Genomic DNA, 15,259 nt, shown 5'->3' with positions numbered 1-15,259 from the left:
GGTCCGGGCCGCGCAGGGCGGGGACGCCCTGGCCATGGACGAGCTGCTGACACTCGTGACGCCGTATGTGACCCGGCTGTGCCGGCCGATCGCCCCGCACGACGTGGCCGACGCCGTACAGGAATCTCTGCTGGCGGTGTTCAAGGGGCTGCGCACCCTGCGCGACCCCCAGGCCTTCTACGGCTGGGTCCGCACGGCCACCGTGCGCGAGGCGGTACGGGTCGCCCGCCGCACCTCCGCCGAGGAACCGGCCGACCCCTCCGACCTGGCCCGCCTCGGCGGACTGTACGCGGACGGCGACGGGGAACTGCCGGCCGACGTCCGGGACGTACTGGCCCGGCTGCCGGTCCGGCACCGCGCGATCCTGGTCCTGCGTGAACTGGAGGGCCTGGACGAGGCCACCGTCGCCGCCCTGCTCGGGGTACCCCAGGGCACCGTCAAGTCCCGGCTGCACCGGGCCCGTTCCTCGTTCCGGAAGGCATGGTCACGATGAGTTCCTCCGATCCTGTACGACGACTGCGGGTACTGGCGGCGGGCCTGCACGCCGGTATGTATGCCGAGGAGCATCTGGCGCTGCCCTACGACCGGGTGTGGGCGGTGGCCGCTGACCTCCAGACGGAACTGCCCCATCTGGTGCCGTTCCTGCGGGACTTCCGCGTGCGGCCGGGCGACACGGACCGGAAACCGGCCCTGGCCGTGGGCCGTTCGGGCCTGACCGAGGCCTTCGAGGTACGGCTCGCTCCCGGCTGGTGCCTCATGCAGTCCCGGCTCGTCATCGGCGGCATGGCGGCCGCCCCCGAGGCGGGCGGCACCCGCTTCGCCGTCCTCGGCGCCACCCGCCCCACCGCCCTGCGCCCTGCGCAGTGGCTCTACCGCCGCCTGCTCGGCGAACGACGCGGCCAGGCGTTCGTCGACCGGGTCGCCGAGCGGGCGGCCCTCCGTTAGATCCGCAAGAGTCCCGGAGCCGGATCCGGAGGAGGCCTAGAGCGCGACGGACGGGAGGGGTGTGCGCGGCCCGAAGAGTTCACGGACCGCCTCCGCCACTTCTTCCGGCCGTTCCTGCGGCAGATAGTGCCCCGCCCCCGGCACCACCCGCACGGTCAGCTCGTCGGCGTACGGCTCCGCGCCCGCCAGCATCAACGGTACGACGACGTTGTCCCGCTCCCCGCCGAGCAGCAGCGTCGGCACGGTGAGCCGGTGCCGCCGCCAGGTGCCCCGCACCAGCGCCGGGATGTCGTGCACGACGTACTGCCAGAACAGCGACTGCGCGGCGACGGCGCTCGCCGAGGTCGCGGCACCGTACTCGGCCAGCTCCGCCGGTGACCACACGGCCGGGTCGGCGGCCTGGTGGCGCAGCAGGTACCGAGTGAAGCCGGGCAGATGCCGCAGCACGGCACGACCGAGCAGCGGGTACTCGACACATGCGGTGAACCACAGCCGCCACAGGTTGGGCAGGACCGCGCGGTGCCGGGGCCAGGGGTGGGACATGTTGAGCGCGAGATACCCGGTGAACCGCTCCGGCGCCCGCAGACACAACCGGAACCCCAGATGCGCTCCCCAGTCGTGCCCGACCAGCCCGACCCGCTCCAGCCCGAGCGCGTCGAGCAACGCGAGCGCGTCAGCCGCCAGGCCGTCCATGTCGTAGCCGCGCGGGGTGATCCCGGACCAGCCGAAGCCACGCAGGTCGGGGCAGATGAGCCGGTATCCGTCGAGAAGTTGCGCGGCGACCTGGTGCCAGGCGTACCAGTGCTGTGGGAAACCGTGCAGCATCAGCACCGGGGTGCCGGTGCCGCCGTACTCGGCGAGATGCAGCCGGGTTCCGCGAACGTCGATCCGACGGTGGGCGCTGCGTATGTCCTCGGGCATCGGCCGCTCGGACACGACCACGGTGTGCGGTGCCATACGGAACCCCTCTCGGTCCGGTGCGGTCCGCTGTCGGTCCCGCATCGCCGGGTCAGGAGCCGCGATCAGTGCGAAAGGTTCCCCTCTTTCTTCTCCTTGTCGTCGCTCGCCGGGAGCTGGTCGTAGGTCTTGAAGGTGTACGAGGCGTCGTACGACATCAGGTTCCCCTCCGACGCCGGCAGGCCGAGCCGTCGGTCGAGGAATGCGGTCAGCGGCCCGCAGTGTTCGGCGGCCGGGGCCGTGAAGCTGTCGTCGTACGCCGAGAACTCGATCACCGGGGGATCCTGGGAGACCCACTTGGAGGGGCCTGAGCGCTTCAGCTGGAAGTCGACGGGTTCGCTCGCCCCGATGGTGCAGCCGTGCGGCAGCAGCGGGCTCAGGATCCGGAAGCGGAGGCTGAACTGCCCGGTGTAGGCGTCGAACCGACCCCCGTACTCCGGCTGTATCGCCAGGCCCAGGACGGCCGTGCGATCGCCTGCGGGGGTGCCGGTCAGTCCTCCCCGTATGGCGGTCGGAGAGCTGTGCATCGCACCCCACACCTGTCCGTTGCTGCCGTCCGGCAACGGGCCCTCGGCGTGCGTCATGGTGATCGGGGCGAGCGCCACCGTGACCTTGCCCATCGTCAACCGTGGCGCCGCGGTGTGCACTTCGCATCTCCACCGCGCCGGGTCGACACCCTCGGGCAGGGCTGGGCAGTCCGCGAAGGAGGCCGCAGAAGAGGTCCCGGAAGGGGGCTCGGAAAGACTGGAAGCGGCGGCCGGTGCGGAGTAGGCCACGCCCGGTGCGCCCATCGCCGCCGTACCGGCGAGGACGGCGACGCCCGTGACGCCCGCGACGCGGCGGATGAGGGAGGAACCCGGACGAACAGCAGCGGTTTTCGTCATGCCACCAGCGTGCCGCCCCGCACCACATCACCACCATCGGTGACATCCCGGGTCCCACCCTGACACTCCCCTGATGCAACGTCAGGGCAGGTTTCACCGGGCCCGTTCAGGCCGCGCGTCCGGCTTCGGGTCCGCCTACCATCCCCGAAGCCGGCGGACTTCGCCGACCTTCAACACCCGGGCCAGCAGCAGATAGACCAGCGCGAGGGCGAGCGAGCCGGCCGTGGTCGTCAGGGCCGTCCCCGCCGTGCCGTCGCCCACGGCATCGGCACAGCCCCGCGCCAACGCCCAGCCCGCCGCCGCGCCCCCGGCCCCGGCGCACAGCAGCCTGGCGTACGTGCCGCGCAGGGAGCCGTCGTCGAGCCGGCCGCCGGTGCGGCGGGCCAGCAGCCGGGCGGTGAGAACGAGGCCGACGAGGTAGGAGAGGGTGTAGGCGCCGGCCATGCCGGTCACCGCCCAGCGTGCGGGCAGCAGCAGATGACAGGCGGTGGTGAGGACGATGTTGACGACACCGATCCACACGGCCATGAAGAACGGGGTACGGGTGTCCTCGAAGGCGTAGAAGCCGCGCAGCAGCAGGTACTGGGCGGAGAACGGGATCAGCCCGAGCCCGAAAGCCTGGAGCATATGGCCGAGCGGCTGCGCGGAGGCGGCGTCGGCGGTGCCGTGCGCGAACAGGAGGGTGGCGATGTCCGGGCCCAGCGCGGTGAACAGGAAGGCAGCCGGGACGATCACGACCCCGCTGACCCGCAGCGCCCGGGACAGATCGGCGCGCAGGTCGGCGATCCGGCCCTCGGCCGCCGCCTTGCTCATCCGGGGCAGCAGAGCGGTGACGAGCGAGACGGTGACGATGGACTGGGGCAGCATCCAGATGGTCTGCGCGTAGCTGTACGCCGTGTAGCCCACGCCCGCCTTCGGCAGCTGCTGGTCGGCGGCGTTGGCGTAGTTGGTGACGACGGTGAGGGCGACCAGGTTGGTCAGCACGAACAGCAGGGTCCACTTGGCCGCGTGGATCCCGGAGCCGAGCCCGGAGCCGCGCCAGTCGAACCGGGGCCGGAACCGGAAACCGGCGGCGCGGGCGAAGGGGATGAGGGCGAGGGCCTGGAGGGCGATCCCTGCGGTGGTGCCGATGCCGAGCCAGCGGACCTGGGCGTCGGTGACGTCGGCGATGGAGTGCGGGATGGCCATCATCCCGAGATAGATGCCGAACATCGTGACGAGCACGACGTTGTTGAGCACCGGCGTCCACATCATGGCGCCGAACTTCTCGCGGGCGTTGAGAACCTGGCCGAGGATCGCGAACAGGCCGTAGAAGAAGATCTGCGGGAGCAGGAACCGCGCGAAGACGACGGTGAGCCGGAACGCGTCATGCTCCTTGGGCGTGTCCCGGATGTACAGGCTCACGATCTCCGGCGCCGCCCACACGGCGACCAGGGTCCCGACGGCCAGCACGCTGACGACAAGGGTCACGAGCCGCTGCTCGTACGCCCGCCCGCCATCGGCATGCGTGGCCCGCGCCCGCACCAGCTGCGGCACCAGCACGGCGTTGAGCGCGCCGCCGATCAGCAGGGTGTACAGGCTGGTCGGCACGGTGTTGGCCGTGTTGTACGTGGTGGCGAGCAGCCCCGTCCCGAGCGCCGCCCCTTGCAGCACCTGCCGGATCAGCCCGGTCCCCCTCGATACGACGGTGCCGCCGGCCATCAGCACGGACGACCGCGCAACCCCGCCCTTCTCCGTACCGGTCCGGCGTTTCGCATGCCGGGCATGCCGAGAAGTGTTCTTCGCCCCCGTCACCATGCTTTCAATTTACGGTAGTTGGGATACCTCTTCGGCAAGGTGATCGGCGAACCGGGCCCAGGCGACGGGGCCGAAAGCCGGTATCGGTCCGGAGGGGTCCTTGGAGTCACGGACGGCGACGGTGCGGGGGTGTTGCTGAGTCGCTCCTGCGTTTGTCCCCTTTGCCCGGCCAAGGACGTACCGAGCTCGGTGATTCGCTTCGCCTCCCTTCCCGCACGGCGCCCCAGGTGTGCTGCGCTGCCGCTCCGTCACATTTCTGTATTCACTTTGTGCGCTTTTGAACACGGCTGGTGAAAGGCCTGGTCCCGGTGTCAGTCATCTTCCGTAGGATGAAGTCATCAGTGAGGCAGAGGTGTTGCCTATGTCCGGGGGGATGCATAGGACATGGTTCGAGGAACAGGACCAGAGCACGGCGGAGGCACCGACCTCCGCGTTTCGTCCGAGGACCTGACGAAACTCGCGCAAGACCTCGACGGCATGCAGGATCATCTCGACAAGCAGGTCCGGCGCATGGACGAACTCGTCGACCGCATCGAAGCCGGCTGGCGCGGGCCGGCGGCCACGACGTACCGGCAGTTCCACCGAGCGGCCGCCGAGGACGCCGTGCGCATCCGTGAGGTGATGAAGCAGTTGGAGGAAGCGGTACGGCTCAGCCGAGACGGCTTCTCCGAACGGGATCTGGGCGTGCTCGAACGAATGCGTCGCATCCATGTCGACATCGACAGCGAAGTGGACAGGCTCTCCACCCCGAATACGGAGACCGAGGCGACCGCCGGTCCGTCGCAACCACGCAGCAGTCTCGACTCGTACTGATACGAGCAGCCATGACGTACCTGCGGCACCGGCGCACGCAGGAAGCAACGGGGGGTGACATGTCGACCGGATCCCATCCTGCCGACGACCACATATCGGTGTCTTTCGCCACACTTCAGGAACTCGCCGTCGAGTTGGAGGACATCCTCAAGAAGCTCAACGGCAGGCTCGACGACCTCTACGACCGCGTCGAACCTGTCGTCCTGTCCTGGAAGGGCGAGGCCCGCGAGATCTTCGTCCAGAAACTCGATGAATGGGACCGCTCCGCCCAGGATCTCCAAGCGGCGCAGAAGTGGCTCCACGCGTACGTCACCACCGGCCACGCCAACTACTCGGCCGCCCACAGGACGGTCCTGCGTGGCTGGGGAGCAGCCTGATGGGAACCCGTCCGAGCGATGCCGAACGCCAGCAGGAACGGGACCAGCTCAAAACGGCGGCGCCCGGCTCCAGCGGCGGATTCGAGCTGAAGCCACAGCACCTGTACTACACGTCGGCCGTGGTGCGCGACGGGCAGTTCGACTATGACAAGGGCGCGACGACGTTGGTCAACGCCCTCAATCAGTACAGCCAATCGGCGGGCACGGGGGCGGGACCCGACGCCTTCGCCAAGGCCTATATGCAGATCGCCGAGAAATTCGTCAAGGTCTGGGCGGCCAGCGTGGTGAGCGTCGGCGGCGTCGCCGTCGGCCTGACCCTGACGGCCAACAACTACCAGGCCGCGGACTGGGCCTCGCGCGGCATGTACGGTCCTCCGCCACGCCGTACACCGCCCGCCGTCATCGACAGTGCGCCCGACTACGGGAAGATCAATGACATCAAATGGTCCGGGACCGGCCGGGACGCCGACTCGTGGGCGATCTCAGGAGCCCTCGGCGAGATTCCCGACTTCCTCGCGGGCGCCATCCGTCCCGCCATCGAATACGGCCTGAACCTGGGCAAGACTCACGAAATAACCCCCGGCGCCCGCGAAGACGATCTCAAAGGTATGGCCGGCGCATGGCAGGAGGCCGGAAAGACCGCTCTTAAATCGGGGGACAATTTCACGTCCGCCATCGAGTACATGACGGACCCCCACGGGAACAACGAGTGGCAGAGCGCGATGAAGTCCTTCTGCCAGTCGATCTGGGGGACCACCCCTTGGGGTCAAACCCGTGACGCGCAAGGGCAGATCGCACAGCAGGGCGGCCGCAGTTGGACCACTTCGGGGACCGTCGCGCCAGCACAGCGCCGACCGATCCTGGAGGTTCTGCAACACACCGCCGACACCATGCAGAAGACCTGTTCCGACTTGGTCCAGGCCGCGCAGACGTGCAGGCAGACCACCACCCATCTCGCCGAGCAGGCCGCCAAGGGGATGGTGGGAGAGCTGACGAGCGGGAACCCGCTGGAGATACTCGGACTCGCGGGCCCCCAGATGTTCGCGACGCTGGTCTGGACCTTCCGGAAGCACATGGATCGAGAAGCGGCCGACAAGGCCGTCGAAATCTACCAGCAGAAATTCCACGAAGCCGCCGCCACGCTACTCGCTCTGGAATGGGAACTGGACGAAGCACTCAAAAGTGCGCCGACATTCGCCGCGGAGGAGGCCAGGGCCGAGGGTTTCGGCAGCCGGTCGCTCAACGACTTCAAGAACGAGCACAAATACACCGTCGACCAGGACGAGAAGAACCACTTCTATCCCATCGACCTGGCCAGTGACGAAGGTCTCTACGGCGGGCATTCCATCGAAAAGCACGTGGGCCTGACCGATGACCAGCTGAGGACACGGCTCCGGGACGACTCAAGCGCGAGTTCGGCGTCGAGCTTCAAGGACCTGACATCTGCTCAGCGATTCACCCAGGCCGCCCTCGATGACGTCGACAACGCCGATCGAATCGAGAAATGGATCGAGAGGGTCGAGAGGAGAAAGCAGAACAATCCAGGCTGGGACCCGAACAATTCAAAGATCCAGCCTCCCATCGAACTCTCCTTCAACGACGTGACCGGATCCACCATCAGCGGTACCGACTACGCGCAGAACGGCGACCGAGCCCAGGCGAGCGACACCCACAAAGTCCGGGTTGTACTAAGATACCGCGACGGACTCAATCCTCCGTTCACCGTTGTCACCTCCATGCCGGTGAACTGAGAAATTCCGCGGAGGGAAATACCTTGTCATCGTTCACTTGGTCCGCCTTCGACAGAGGTCCGACGGACAGAATCCTGGATCTGGCCGTCATGTGTCAGGAATCCGGCGGGACATACTCGCTGACCGACGAGCTGACGGCCTTCGTACGCCTGGTGCAGTCGTCGAACGAGGCCCAGTGGCTCTGTCCCGTCACCACGGTGACGGCCCTTCTCGACCTCACCGCCGAGCATCTCGACCGGCAGGAGGGGAAGTTGCCACGAGAGTTCACGGCCAAGCTCACTCGTGCCGCGGCCGGCATGAACGGAGCCGAGTACCTGCGCACCCTGGCGGGGGTCCTTCGAACCATCGAACAGGACACTGCGGGTGAGACCGCCCCGCCTCCGGGCGCCGGGTGGGATACCGGCATCCGATTCCGCATGCTCCGAGGGTTCTACGACAATTGGATCGGGTCAGGCGAGTACGAGTCGCTGGAGGAAGCGATCAGTGCTGCGATCGACTCGGAGCATCCCTTCTGTGGGGACCTTCTCGGCCCTGTGGCTTCAGAAGCCGAGTTCGCCCTCGTGCACGTCCTGGATTCGGCCGCCTCACGAGCCGGCCTCTCGTCCACGATGCCCTGGGCCACCGCGGAGACGCTCACCACGCTGCTGGACGCCGTCAACGGCCACATGCGACACGAACACCCCGCCCCGCTCGCGACGCCGGACCAGGACCGTCGATGACCACCACACAGCGCACCGCTACCTACCCTGACCGAGAGACGGCCCAATGGGCCACCCAGCAGGTCGTCACCGCCAACGAGCAGCTCATCCACCGCTGGCTCGCCCAGTCCACACGTGCGCGGCTGACCATCGAGGCGTCCTGGCCCTCCCGGTCCGATCCGGTCGGGCGCGTGCTGCTGCGAGCAATGATGCTGGCCGGCCGGGATCCGGTCGACGTGCATGCGGCCAGGGTGATCCTCAAGCGGGACGCGTCCCGTCCGCACGGCTTCGCCGTCCAGGCCACATTTCCGGTCTATCTGTAGCGATCTGAAGAATCTGTAGAGGCTGACCACCGTGCCCCTGAGCCCCCTCGAACACGACTGCCGCTACGGCGAGCTCGACCAAGTGATGCGTGCCTACGTGGGGCAGCGCGCTGACGACACCCCTGACCAGCCCGGTCAGGCCCTTACCGCCTACCTCCGCCACACCTGGCACAACCGTCCCTGGGCCCTCGCCATCGCCGAGCGGCAGCTGCGCGACTACGCCGACAACCCTCCGGGACGGCTCCGGCTCCGCCTCGGCGAGTTCTACGCCATTCCCGATGTGGGCCTGCCCCAGGACGGGATCCAGCAGTGGCTGTACTGCCTCGGCGACCACATCAAGCACAGCATCGAGACCGGAGAAGTACCGCCCCCGGCCACTCCTGTCACCCATTGGGAATGGCACGCCCGCTTCCCCGAACTCGGCCAATTCCTCGGCGGTTGGTTCTCGCAGGACATGCCGGACGAGTTCGACGATCACGACGCCGCTGTCGACGACTACCGGACCTTCACCGACCCCCAGGTCGTGGCCCGTCTCGTCGGAGAGTTCCATGAGCTGCTCGCCCTGGGCCTGGACGAGGGCGACTACGCACTCGCCGTTGCCGAACTGGGCATGGAGGTCGACCCGCCGGCGCCGTATTCGGCCAGTGGCTGGCTGGCGCGGAGCGCCGAGCAGCTTGCCACGCCGCGTACCGACCACGGCCCGTCCGTCTCAGGGAACTGAAGTGTCGTGCGAGCGTGCTGGTGCAACAGGCCATGGTCCGGGCGATGGAACGCACCGCGGACCGGCTCGGCCCCCTCGTGCTGGACCGTCGCACGTCTGGCGGGCACGTCGGCGTACCGACCACCACGGAACCCGTTCTGCCCGACTGGCGCGAACGCCTCTCCGTGACGCAAGACGTCAAGACGTATGGGCGGCCGCACATCGCATGTGCGGCCGCCCTCTGCGGACAACGCGGTTACCCAACCGGAGCCCTCACGCCCAGGTGATCAGCCTCTTCGGCTGCTCCAGGATCGCGGCCACGTCCGCCAGGACCTTCGAGCCCAGCTCACCGTCGACCACTCGGTGGTCGAAGCTCAAGGCCAGGGTCGTCACCTGACGCGGCTTGACCTTGCCCTTGTGGACCCATGGCTGGAGCTTGATCGCGCCGATCGCGAGGATCGCCGACTCGCCGGGGTTGAGGATCGGCGTGCCGGTGTCGACACCGAAGACGCCGACGTTGGTGATCGTCACCGTGCCGCCCTGCATGGCGGCCGGGGACGTCTTGCCCTCGCGGGCCGTCGACACCAGCTCACCCAGGGCCTCGGCCAGCCGCGGGAGTGTCTTCTCGTGCGCGTCCTTGATGTTCGGCACGATCAGGCCGCGCGGGGTGGCCGCCGCGATGCCCAGGTTGACGTAGTGCTTCTGCACGATCTCCTGGTTGGCCTCGTCCCAGGACGCGTTGATGTCCGGGTTGCGCTTGATGGCGACCAGCAGGGCCTTGGCGATCAGCAGCAGCGGGTTGACCCGCAGCCCCTGCATCTCCCTGTCCTGCTTCAGCTCCTCGACCAGCTTCATCGTGCGGGTCACGTCGACCGTCACGAACTCTGTGACATGCGGCGCCGTGAAGGCGGAGCCGACCATCGCCGCCGCCGTGGCCTTGCGGACGCCCTTGACCGGTACACGGGTCTCGCGCACCGTGTCGTACGACTCCACGGGCGCCGGCGTCACGGCGGGGGCCACCGCGACCGGGGCCGCCACCGGCTCGGCGGGCCGCGGCGCGGCCGCCGCGTGCACGTCCTCGCGCGTGATGACGCCGTCGGGGCCGGACGGGGTGACCGCGCCCAGGTCGACGCCGAGGTCCTTGGCCAGCTTGCGCACCGGCGGCTTGGCCAGCGGGCGGGGCTTCTCCACGGCCGGGGCGTGGCCGTTCAGCTCTGCCTGGATCGCCTGCGCCGGCACCGGGATGCCGGCCTCGGGGCCCTTGCGGGGGCGGCGCTTGGTCGAGGAGGCCGCCACGCCGTAGCCGACCAGGACCGGCTGGCGGGCCGCCGGCTTCGGCTCCTCCGCGGCCGCGGCGGGCTCCACGGGAGCCGCCGCGGGCGTGACGGCTTCCGCCGCCGGTACCGGCGCGCCGCCCGCCACGTCCACCGCGATGATGACCGTACCCACGTCCACCGTGGTGCCCTCGGGGAAGTGCAGTTCGCGCACCACGCCGTCGTAGGGAATGGGCAGTTCGACGGCCGCCTTGGCGGTCTCGACCTCGCACACCACCTGGCCGTCGGTGACCGTGTCGCCCGGCTGGACGTACCACTTGAGGATCTCGGCCTCGGTGAGTCCCTCGCCGACGTCCGGCATCTTGAACTCGCGTACGGACGCTTCCGTCATCGTCGTCACGACCCTCTCCTCAGTACGCCAGCGAGCGGTCGACGGCGTCGAGCACGCGGTCCAGGTCCGGAAGGTACTCCTCCTCCAGGCGGGCCGGCGGGTACGGGGCGTGATAGCCGCCGACGCGCAGGACGGGCGCCTCCAGGTGGTAGAAGCAGCGCTCGGTGATCCGGGCGGCGATCTCCCCGCCGGAGCCGAAGAAGACCGGCGCCTCGTGGACGACGACCAGACGACGGGTCTTCTCGACGGAGGCCTGGATGGCGTCGAAGTCGAGCGGGGAGACCGAACGCAGGTCCAGGACCTCCAGGGACTTGCCCTCCTCGGCCGCCGCGGCCGCGACCTCCTGGCAGAGCTTCACCATGGGGCCGTAGGCCGCCAGGGTCAGGTCGGTGCCCTCGCGGACCACGCGTGCCTTGTGCAGCGGGGCGGGGATCGCCTCCGCGTCCACCTCGGCCTTGTCCCAGTAGCGGCGCTTGGGCTCGAAGTAGATCACCGGGTCGTCGCTCTGGATGGCCTGCTGCATCATCCAGTACGCGTCCGACGCGTTGGAGGGGCTGACGATCTTCAGGCCCGCCACGTGCGCGAAGAGCGCCTCGGGGGACTCGGAGTGGTGCTCGACCGCGCCGATGCCGCCGCCGTAGGGGATACGGACGACGACCGGCATCTTGACCTTGCCCAGCGAGCGCGCGTGCATCTTCGCGAGCTGGGTGACGATCTGGTCGTAGGCCGGGAAGACGAAGCCGTCGAACTGGATCTCCACCACCGGGCGGTAGCCACGGAGCGCGAGTCCGATCGCCGTGCCCACGATGCCGGACTCCGCCAGCGGGGTGTCGATGACCCGGCTCTCGCCGAAGTCCTTCTGCAGGCCGTCCGTCACCCGGAACACACCGCCGAGCTTGCCGACGTCCTCGCCCATGACCAGGACCTTGGGGTCCTCCTCCAGGGCGCGGCGCAGCGATTCGTTGATGGCCTTCGCCATCGCCATCTTCTCGGCCATCTCAGCGACCCCCTTCAGCTGCGTCCGCGAACGACGCCTGGTAGGCGGCGAACTGCGCTCGCTCCTCGTCGACGAGCGCGTGCCCGTCCGCGTACACGTTCTCGAAGATGGCGAAGTGGTCCGGGTCGGGCATGGCGCGGACCGCTTCGCGCACTCGTTTGCCCAACGCTTCGGACTCGGCCTCGAGTTCCGCGAAGAATCCCTCGTCCGCGTGGTTTGAGGCCTCCAGATACCGGCGAAGGCGCAGCATCGGGTCCTTCGCCTCCCAGGCCTCGCGCTCCTCGTCGGCCCGGTACTTCGTCGGGTCGTCGGAGGTGGTGTGGGCGCCCATGCGGTACGTGTACGCCTCGACGAGGGTGGGGCCCTCGCCGCTGCGGGCGCGCTCCAGGGCCCACTTCGTCACCGCGAGGCACGCCAGCACGTCGTTGCCGTCCACCCGTACGCCCGGGAAACCGAAGCCCTGCGCGCGCTGGTACAGCGGCACCCGGCTCTGCTTCTCGGTCGGCTCGGAGATCGCCCACTGGTTGTTCTGGCAGAAGAACACGACGGGAGCGTTGTAGACCGCGGAGAAGGTGAACGACTCGGCCACGTCGCCCTGGCTGCTCGCGCCGTCGCCGAAGTAGGCGATCACCGCGCTGTCCGCGCCGTCCTTGGTGATGCCCATCGCGTAGCCGGTGGCGTGCAGCGTCTGGGAGCCGATGACGATCGTGTACAGGTGGAAGTTGTTGCCGTTGGGGTCCCACCCGCCATTGTTCACGCCGCGGAACATGCCGAGCAGGTTGGTCGGGTCGACCCCGCGGCACCAGGCGACGCCGTGCTCGCGGTAGGTCGGGAAGACGTAGTCGTCGTCGCGCAGGGCCCGGCCGGAGCCGATCTGGGCGGCCTCCTGGCCCAGCAGGGAGGCCCACAGGCCCAGCTCGCCCTGGCGCTGCAGGGCGGTGGCCTCGGCGTCGAAGCGGCGGGTGAGCACCATGTCGCGGTACAGGCCGCGCAGCTCTTCGGGAGTGATGCCGGCGACGTAGGCGTCGTACTCGGCGTTCTTGACCCGCTTGCCCTCGGGCGTCAGGAGCTGCACGAGCTCGGGCTCGGCACTCTTCTTCGCGGCGGTGCGGGTAGTGCGCTTGCTGCCGGTGGTGCCGGCCTTGCCTGCGGCGCTGCGTCGCGGCTGGCGCGCGGCACTGCTGTCCACGGTCACGTGTGCTCCTCCGTCGTTCCGGCCCCCGGGGTTGCCGGTAGGCCAGTGCGGCTCACCTGTTTCGACCACCGGGCACGGGGTGGGTGCCACTCGGCCGGGAACAGGCGTGACAGGTGCCCCGGCGAGCGCCCTGCAACCATCACGTTACCCAGTGCCTCACATTTCTGTGAAACCCCATCTGACCTGCGACTTTGCTTGGATTTCCAAGTAAATTCGAGGGGATGCGGAAGCGTGCTGGTCACAGCCTTGCGAAAGGCCGGAGCAACCGCACGTTATCCCGCACACCCAGGTCACGGGAAGAGTTTGTGTGTGAGACTCATTCTGTGCACGAAATCGGAAAAATCAGGGTATTTCTCCTCGATGACCATGAGGTCGTCCGCCGGGGCGTCCACGAGATGCTCTCCGTCGAACCCGACATCGAGGTGGTCGGCGAGGCCGGCACGGCGGCCGACGCCCTCGTGCGCATTCCGGCCACCAGGCCCGACGTGGCGGTCCTCGACGTGCGGCTGCCGGACGGCAGCGGGGTGGAGGTGTGCCGGGAGATCCGCTCCAAGGACGACACGGTCCGGTGCCTGATGCTGACCTCGTTCGCGGACGACGAGGCCCTCTTCGACGCGATCATGGCGGGCGCGTCCGGATACGTGCTGAAGGCGATCCGCGGCAACGAACTCCTCCAGGCGGTACGGGACGTGGCCGCCGGCAAGTCCCTGCTGGATCCGGTCGCCACCGCGCGCGTGCTGGAGCGGCTGCGCGACGGCGGCGGCGCGCGCACGGACGACCGGCTCGCGCAGCTCACCGAGCAGGAGCGGAAGATCCTCGACCTGATCGGCGAAGGGCTCACCAACCGCCAGATCGGCGAGCGGTTGCATCTCGCCGAGAAGACGATCAAGAATTACGTTTCGAGTCTGCTTTCCAAACTCGGTATGCAACGCCGTTCCCAGGCCGCCGCTTATGTCGCTCGCATGCAGGCGGAAAAGAGCGGAAGCAACGGAACTCATTGATAAAGCGTGCCGTGTGACCGAAAGAGATCATCGGCGACTGCCTGTGACAACTCCCAGCTCACGGCGGCTTTTCGTGCCCTAGCATCTGCGGCGTGCCGCGCTCATGTGTACCACCCGTCGTGCCCCACGCGCCCCCTCTGGGCGCCTTGCTCCGCCTGTACGCCGCCGGTACCGCCCTCACCTGTGAACCCGTCGACCAGGGCCTGCTCAATCGCGGCTACCGACTGTGCACCACGCGCGGCCACTATTTCCTCAAGCACCATTTCGACCCCGACACCGCCGACCCGGCCGCCATCGAGCGCCGCCACCGCGCCACCCAGCGCCTGGCCGACCTCGGCGTCCCCGTCTCCGTGCCGCTCGCACACCGTGAGGGGCGTACGGTCGCCGTCGTCGGCGGCCACGCCTACGCCCTGCATCCATGGATCGACGGCCGGCACCGGCACGGCGGCCAACTCACCCGCGCCGAGAGCGCACGCCTGGGGGCGCTCCTGGGCGCCGTGCACGCCTGTCTGGAGCGCGTGATGCCACCCAAGGGGCGCACGCGCCCGGCCACAAGCCCCCACCCCGTGAAGAGCGCCGACCCGGCCGACACCTTCGCCCTCATCGACGACCTGCTCGGCCAGGTCAAGCGCCACCGGCCCGCCGATGCCTTCGACGAACTGGCTCGGCACCGGCTCCTGGAACGCCGCGCGCTCCTGGAGCAGCACGCCGACCGGTGCCCCCCGCACGGCGGCTCGGTGGGCTGGGTGCACGGGGACTTCCACCCCTTCAACCTGCTCTACAAGGGCGACATCCCCGCGGCCATCGTCGACTGGGACCGGCTCGGTGTGCAGCCCCGCGCGGAGGAGGCCGTACGCGCCGCCGTGATCTTCTTCGTACGCCCCGCGGGCACGCTGGACGTGCCGAAGGTACGCGCCTACGCGCGCGCGTACCGGCGCGCGGCCGGCGCCACGCCCTCCGAGCTGGCGGCAGCCGTGCACCGGGTGTGGTGGGAGCGGCTGAACGACTTCTGGATGCTGCGCTGGCACTACGAGCGCGGGGACACGCGCGCGGACTGCCAGTTCCCGGCCGCGTCGGCGCTCGCCGTGTGGTGGACGCGCGAGTACGACGCGGTGTGCGACGCGTTCACCGGCTGACGGTGCCGCGCCCCGGGCCG

17 protein-coding genes are annotated in these 15,259 nt (G+C 68.9%); 10 read left to right on the top strand and 7 right to left on the bottom strand.

What is annotated here, in order from left to right:
• Window positions 1–34 precede the first annotated feature (34 nt).
• Both ADK64_RS20500 and ADK64_RS20495 read left to right on the top strand, forming a co-directional pair.
• The gene (locus ADK64_RS20500) at window positions 35–493 is read left to right on the top strand and encodes a sigma-70 family RNA polymerase sigma factor (RefSeq protein WP_078992743.1); all 459 of its coding nucleotides are present in this window, start codon (window positions 35–37) and stop codon (window positions 491–493) included.
• Window positions 490–945, top strand: coding sequence for a hypothetical protein (locus ADK64_RS20495; RefSeq protein ID WP_159046303.1), 456 nt, complete (start codon window positions 490–492; stop codon window positions 943–945). Before ADK64_RS20500 ends, ADK64_RS20495 begins: the two co-directional genes overlap by 4 nt.
• A 36-nt stretch (window positions 946–981) precedes the next feature.
• Here ADK64_RS20495 and ADK64_RS20490 read toward each other — a convergent pair whose 3' ends face one another.
• The 4 genes from ADK64_RS20490 to ADK64_RS43205 form a co-directional block, all read right to left on the bottom strand.
• Complete coding sequence (locus tag ADK64_RS20490) at window positions 982–1,902, bottom strand: alpha/beta fold hydrolase (RefSeq protein WP_053661040.1); 921 nt, start codon at window positions 1,900–1,902, stop codon at window positions 982–984.
• A gap of 65 nt (window positions 1,903–1,967) precedes the next feature.
• Entirely contained in the window at window positions 1,968–2,786 is an 819-nt protein-coding gene (locus ADK64_RS20485; RefSeq protein WP_053661038.1) for a hypothetical protein, read from the bottom strand.
• A 135-nt stretch (window positions 2,787–2,921) separates the two neighbouring features.
• Complete coding sequence (gene murJ / locus ADK64_RS20480) at window positions 2,922–4,583, bottom strand: murein biosynthesis integral membrane protein MurJ (RefSeq protein WP_053661036.1); 1,662 nt, start codon at window positions 4,581–4,583, stop codon at window positions 2,922–2,924.
• A gap of 9 nt (window positions 4,584–4,592) precedes the next feature.
• Complete coding sequence (locus ADK64_RS43205) at window positions 4,593–4,835, bottom strand: DUF397 domain-containing protein (RefSeq protein ID WP_107093028.1); 243 nt, start codon at window positions 4,833–4,835, stop codon at window positions 4,593–4,595.
• 132 nt (window positions 4,836–4,967) lie between these two features.
• On the opposite strand from ADK64_RS43205, the gene ADK64_RS20475 reads away from it, so the two are divergent.
• From ADK64_RS20475 to ADK64_RS20450, 6 genes are all read left to right on the top strand, one after another.
• Window positions 4,968–5,396, top strand: coding sequence for a WXG100 family type VII secretion target (locus ADK64_RS20475; RefSeq protein ID WP_053661034.1), 429 nt, complete (start codon window positions 4,968–4,970; stop codon window positions 5,394–5,396).
• Between the two features lie 59 nt (window positions 5,397–5,455).
• Window positions 5,456–5,773: a WXG100 family type VII secretion target gene (locus ADK64_RS20470; protein WP_053661032.1), complete on the top strand. Its 318-nt coding sequence runs from the start codon at window positions 5,456–5,458 to the stop codon at window positions 5,771–5,773.
• Window positions 5,773–7,524, top strand: coding sequence for an RNase A-like domain-containing protein (locus tag ADK64_RS47450; RefSeq protein ID WP_234384648.1), 1,752 nt, complete (start codon window positions 5,773–5,775; stop codon window positions 7,522–7,524). The genes ADK64_RS20470 and ADK64_RS47450 overlap by 1 nt, the downstream gene beginning before the upstream one ends.
• Window positions 7,525–7,613: 89 nt before the next feature.
• Window positions 7,614–8,243 (top strand): hypothetical protein, encoded by a 630-nt coding sequence (locus ADK64_RS20460; RefSeq protein WP_159046302.1) that lies wholly within the window; start codon window positions 7,614–7,616, stop codon window positions 8,241–8,243.
• Window positions 8,240–8,545, top strand: a complete 306-nt coding sequence (locus ADK64_RS20455; RefSeq protein ID WP_053661028.1) for an RNase A-like domain-containing protein — start codon at window positions 8,240–8,242, stop codon at window positions 8,543–8,545. Before ADK64_RS20460 ends, ADK64_RS20455 begins: the two co-directional genes overlap by 4 nt.
• Window positions 8,546–8,576: 31 nt before the next feature.
• Window positions 8,577–9,266, top strand: coding sequence for a contact-dependent growth inhibition system immunity protein (locus ADK64_RS20450; protein WP_053661026.1), 690 nt, complete (start codon window positions 8,577–8,579; stop codon window positions 9,264–9,266).
• Between the two features lie 252 nt (window positions 9,267–9,518).
• Here ADK64_RS20450 and ADK64_RS20445 read toward each other — a convergent pair whose 3' ends face one another.
• From ADK64_RS20445 to pdhA, 3 genes are read right to left on the bottom strand one after another with little or no spacing between them, the layout of a single operon-like run.
• Window positions 9,519–10,919 carry a dihydrolipoamide acetyltransferase family protein gene (locus ADK64_RS20445; protein ID WP_053661024.1) on the bottom strand — a complete coding sequence of 467 codons (1,401 nt, stop codon included), beginning with the start codon at window positions 10,917–10,919 and terminating at the stop codon, window positions 9,519–9,521.
• Between the two features lie 10 nt (window positions 10,920–10,929).
• A complete protein-coding gene (locus ADK64_RS20440) occupies window positions 10,930–11,907 on the bottom strand; it encodes an alpha-ketoacid dehydrogenase subunit beta (RefSeq protein WP_053661022.1) in 978 nt (325 codons plus the stop codon).
• 1 nt (window position 11,908) lies between these two features.
• Window positions 11,909–13,102, bottom strand: a complete 1,194-nt coding sequence (gene pdhA / locus ADK64_RS20435) for a pyruvate dehydrogenase (acetyl-transferring) E1 component subunit alpha (protein ID WP_053661021.1) — start codon at window positions 13,100–13,102, stop codon at window positions 11,909–11,911.
• A 323-nt stretch (window positions 13,103–13,425) separates the two neighbouring features.
• Between pdhA and ADK64_RS20430 the strand changes: the two genes are divergently transcribed.
• The gene (locus ADK64_RS20430) at window positions 13,426–14,103 is read left to right on the top strand and encodes a response regulator (RefSeq protein WP_053661019.1); all 678 of its coding nucleotides are present in this window, start codon (window positions 13,426–13,428) and stop codon (window positions 14,101–14,103) included.
• Between the two features lie 119 nt (window positions 14,104–14,222).
• The gene (locus tag ADK64_RS20425) at window positions 14,223–15,239 is read left to right on the top strand and encodes a phosphotransferase (RefSeq protein WP_199829660.1); all 1,017 of its coding nucleotides are present in this window, start codon (window positions 14,223–14,225) and stop codon (window positions 15,237–15,239) included.
• Window positions 15,240–15,259 lie beyond the last annotated feature (20 nt).

Origin of the sequence: Streptomyces sp. MMG1121 (assembly GCF_001280015.1) — a bacterium.
Taxonomy (GTDB): domain Bacteria; phylum Actinomycetota; class Actinomycetes; order Streptomycetales; family Streptomycetaceae; genus Streptomyces.
Note: the sequence above shows the minus strand (reverse complement) of the source record. Positions and strands in the feature narration are given on the sequence as shown.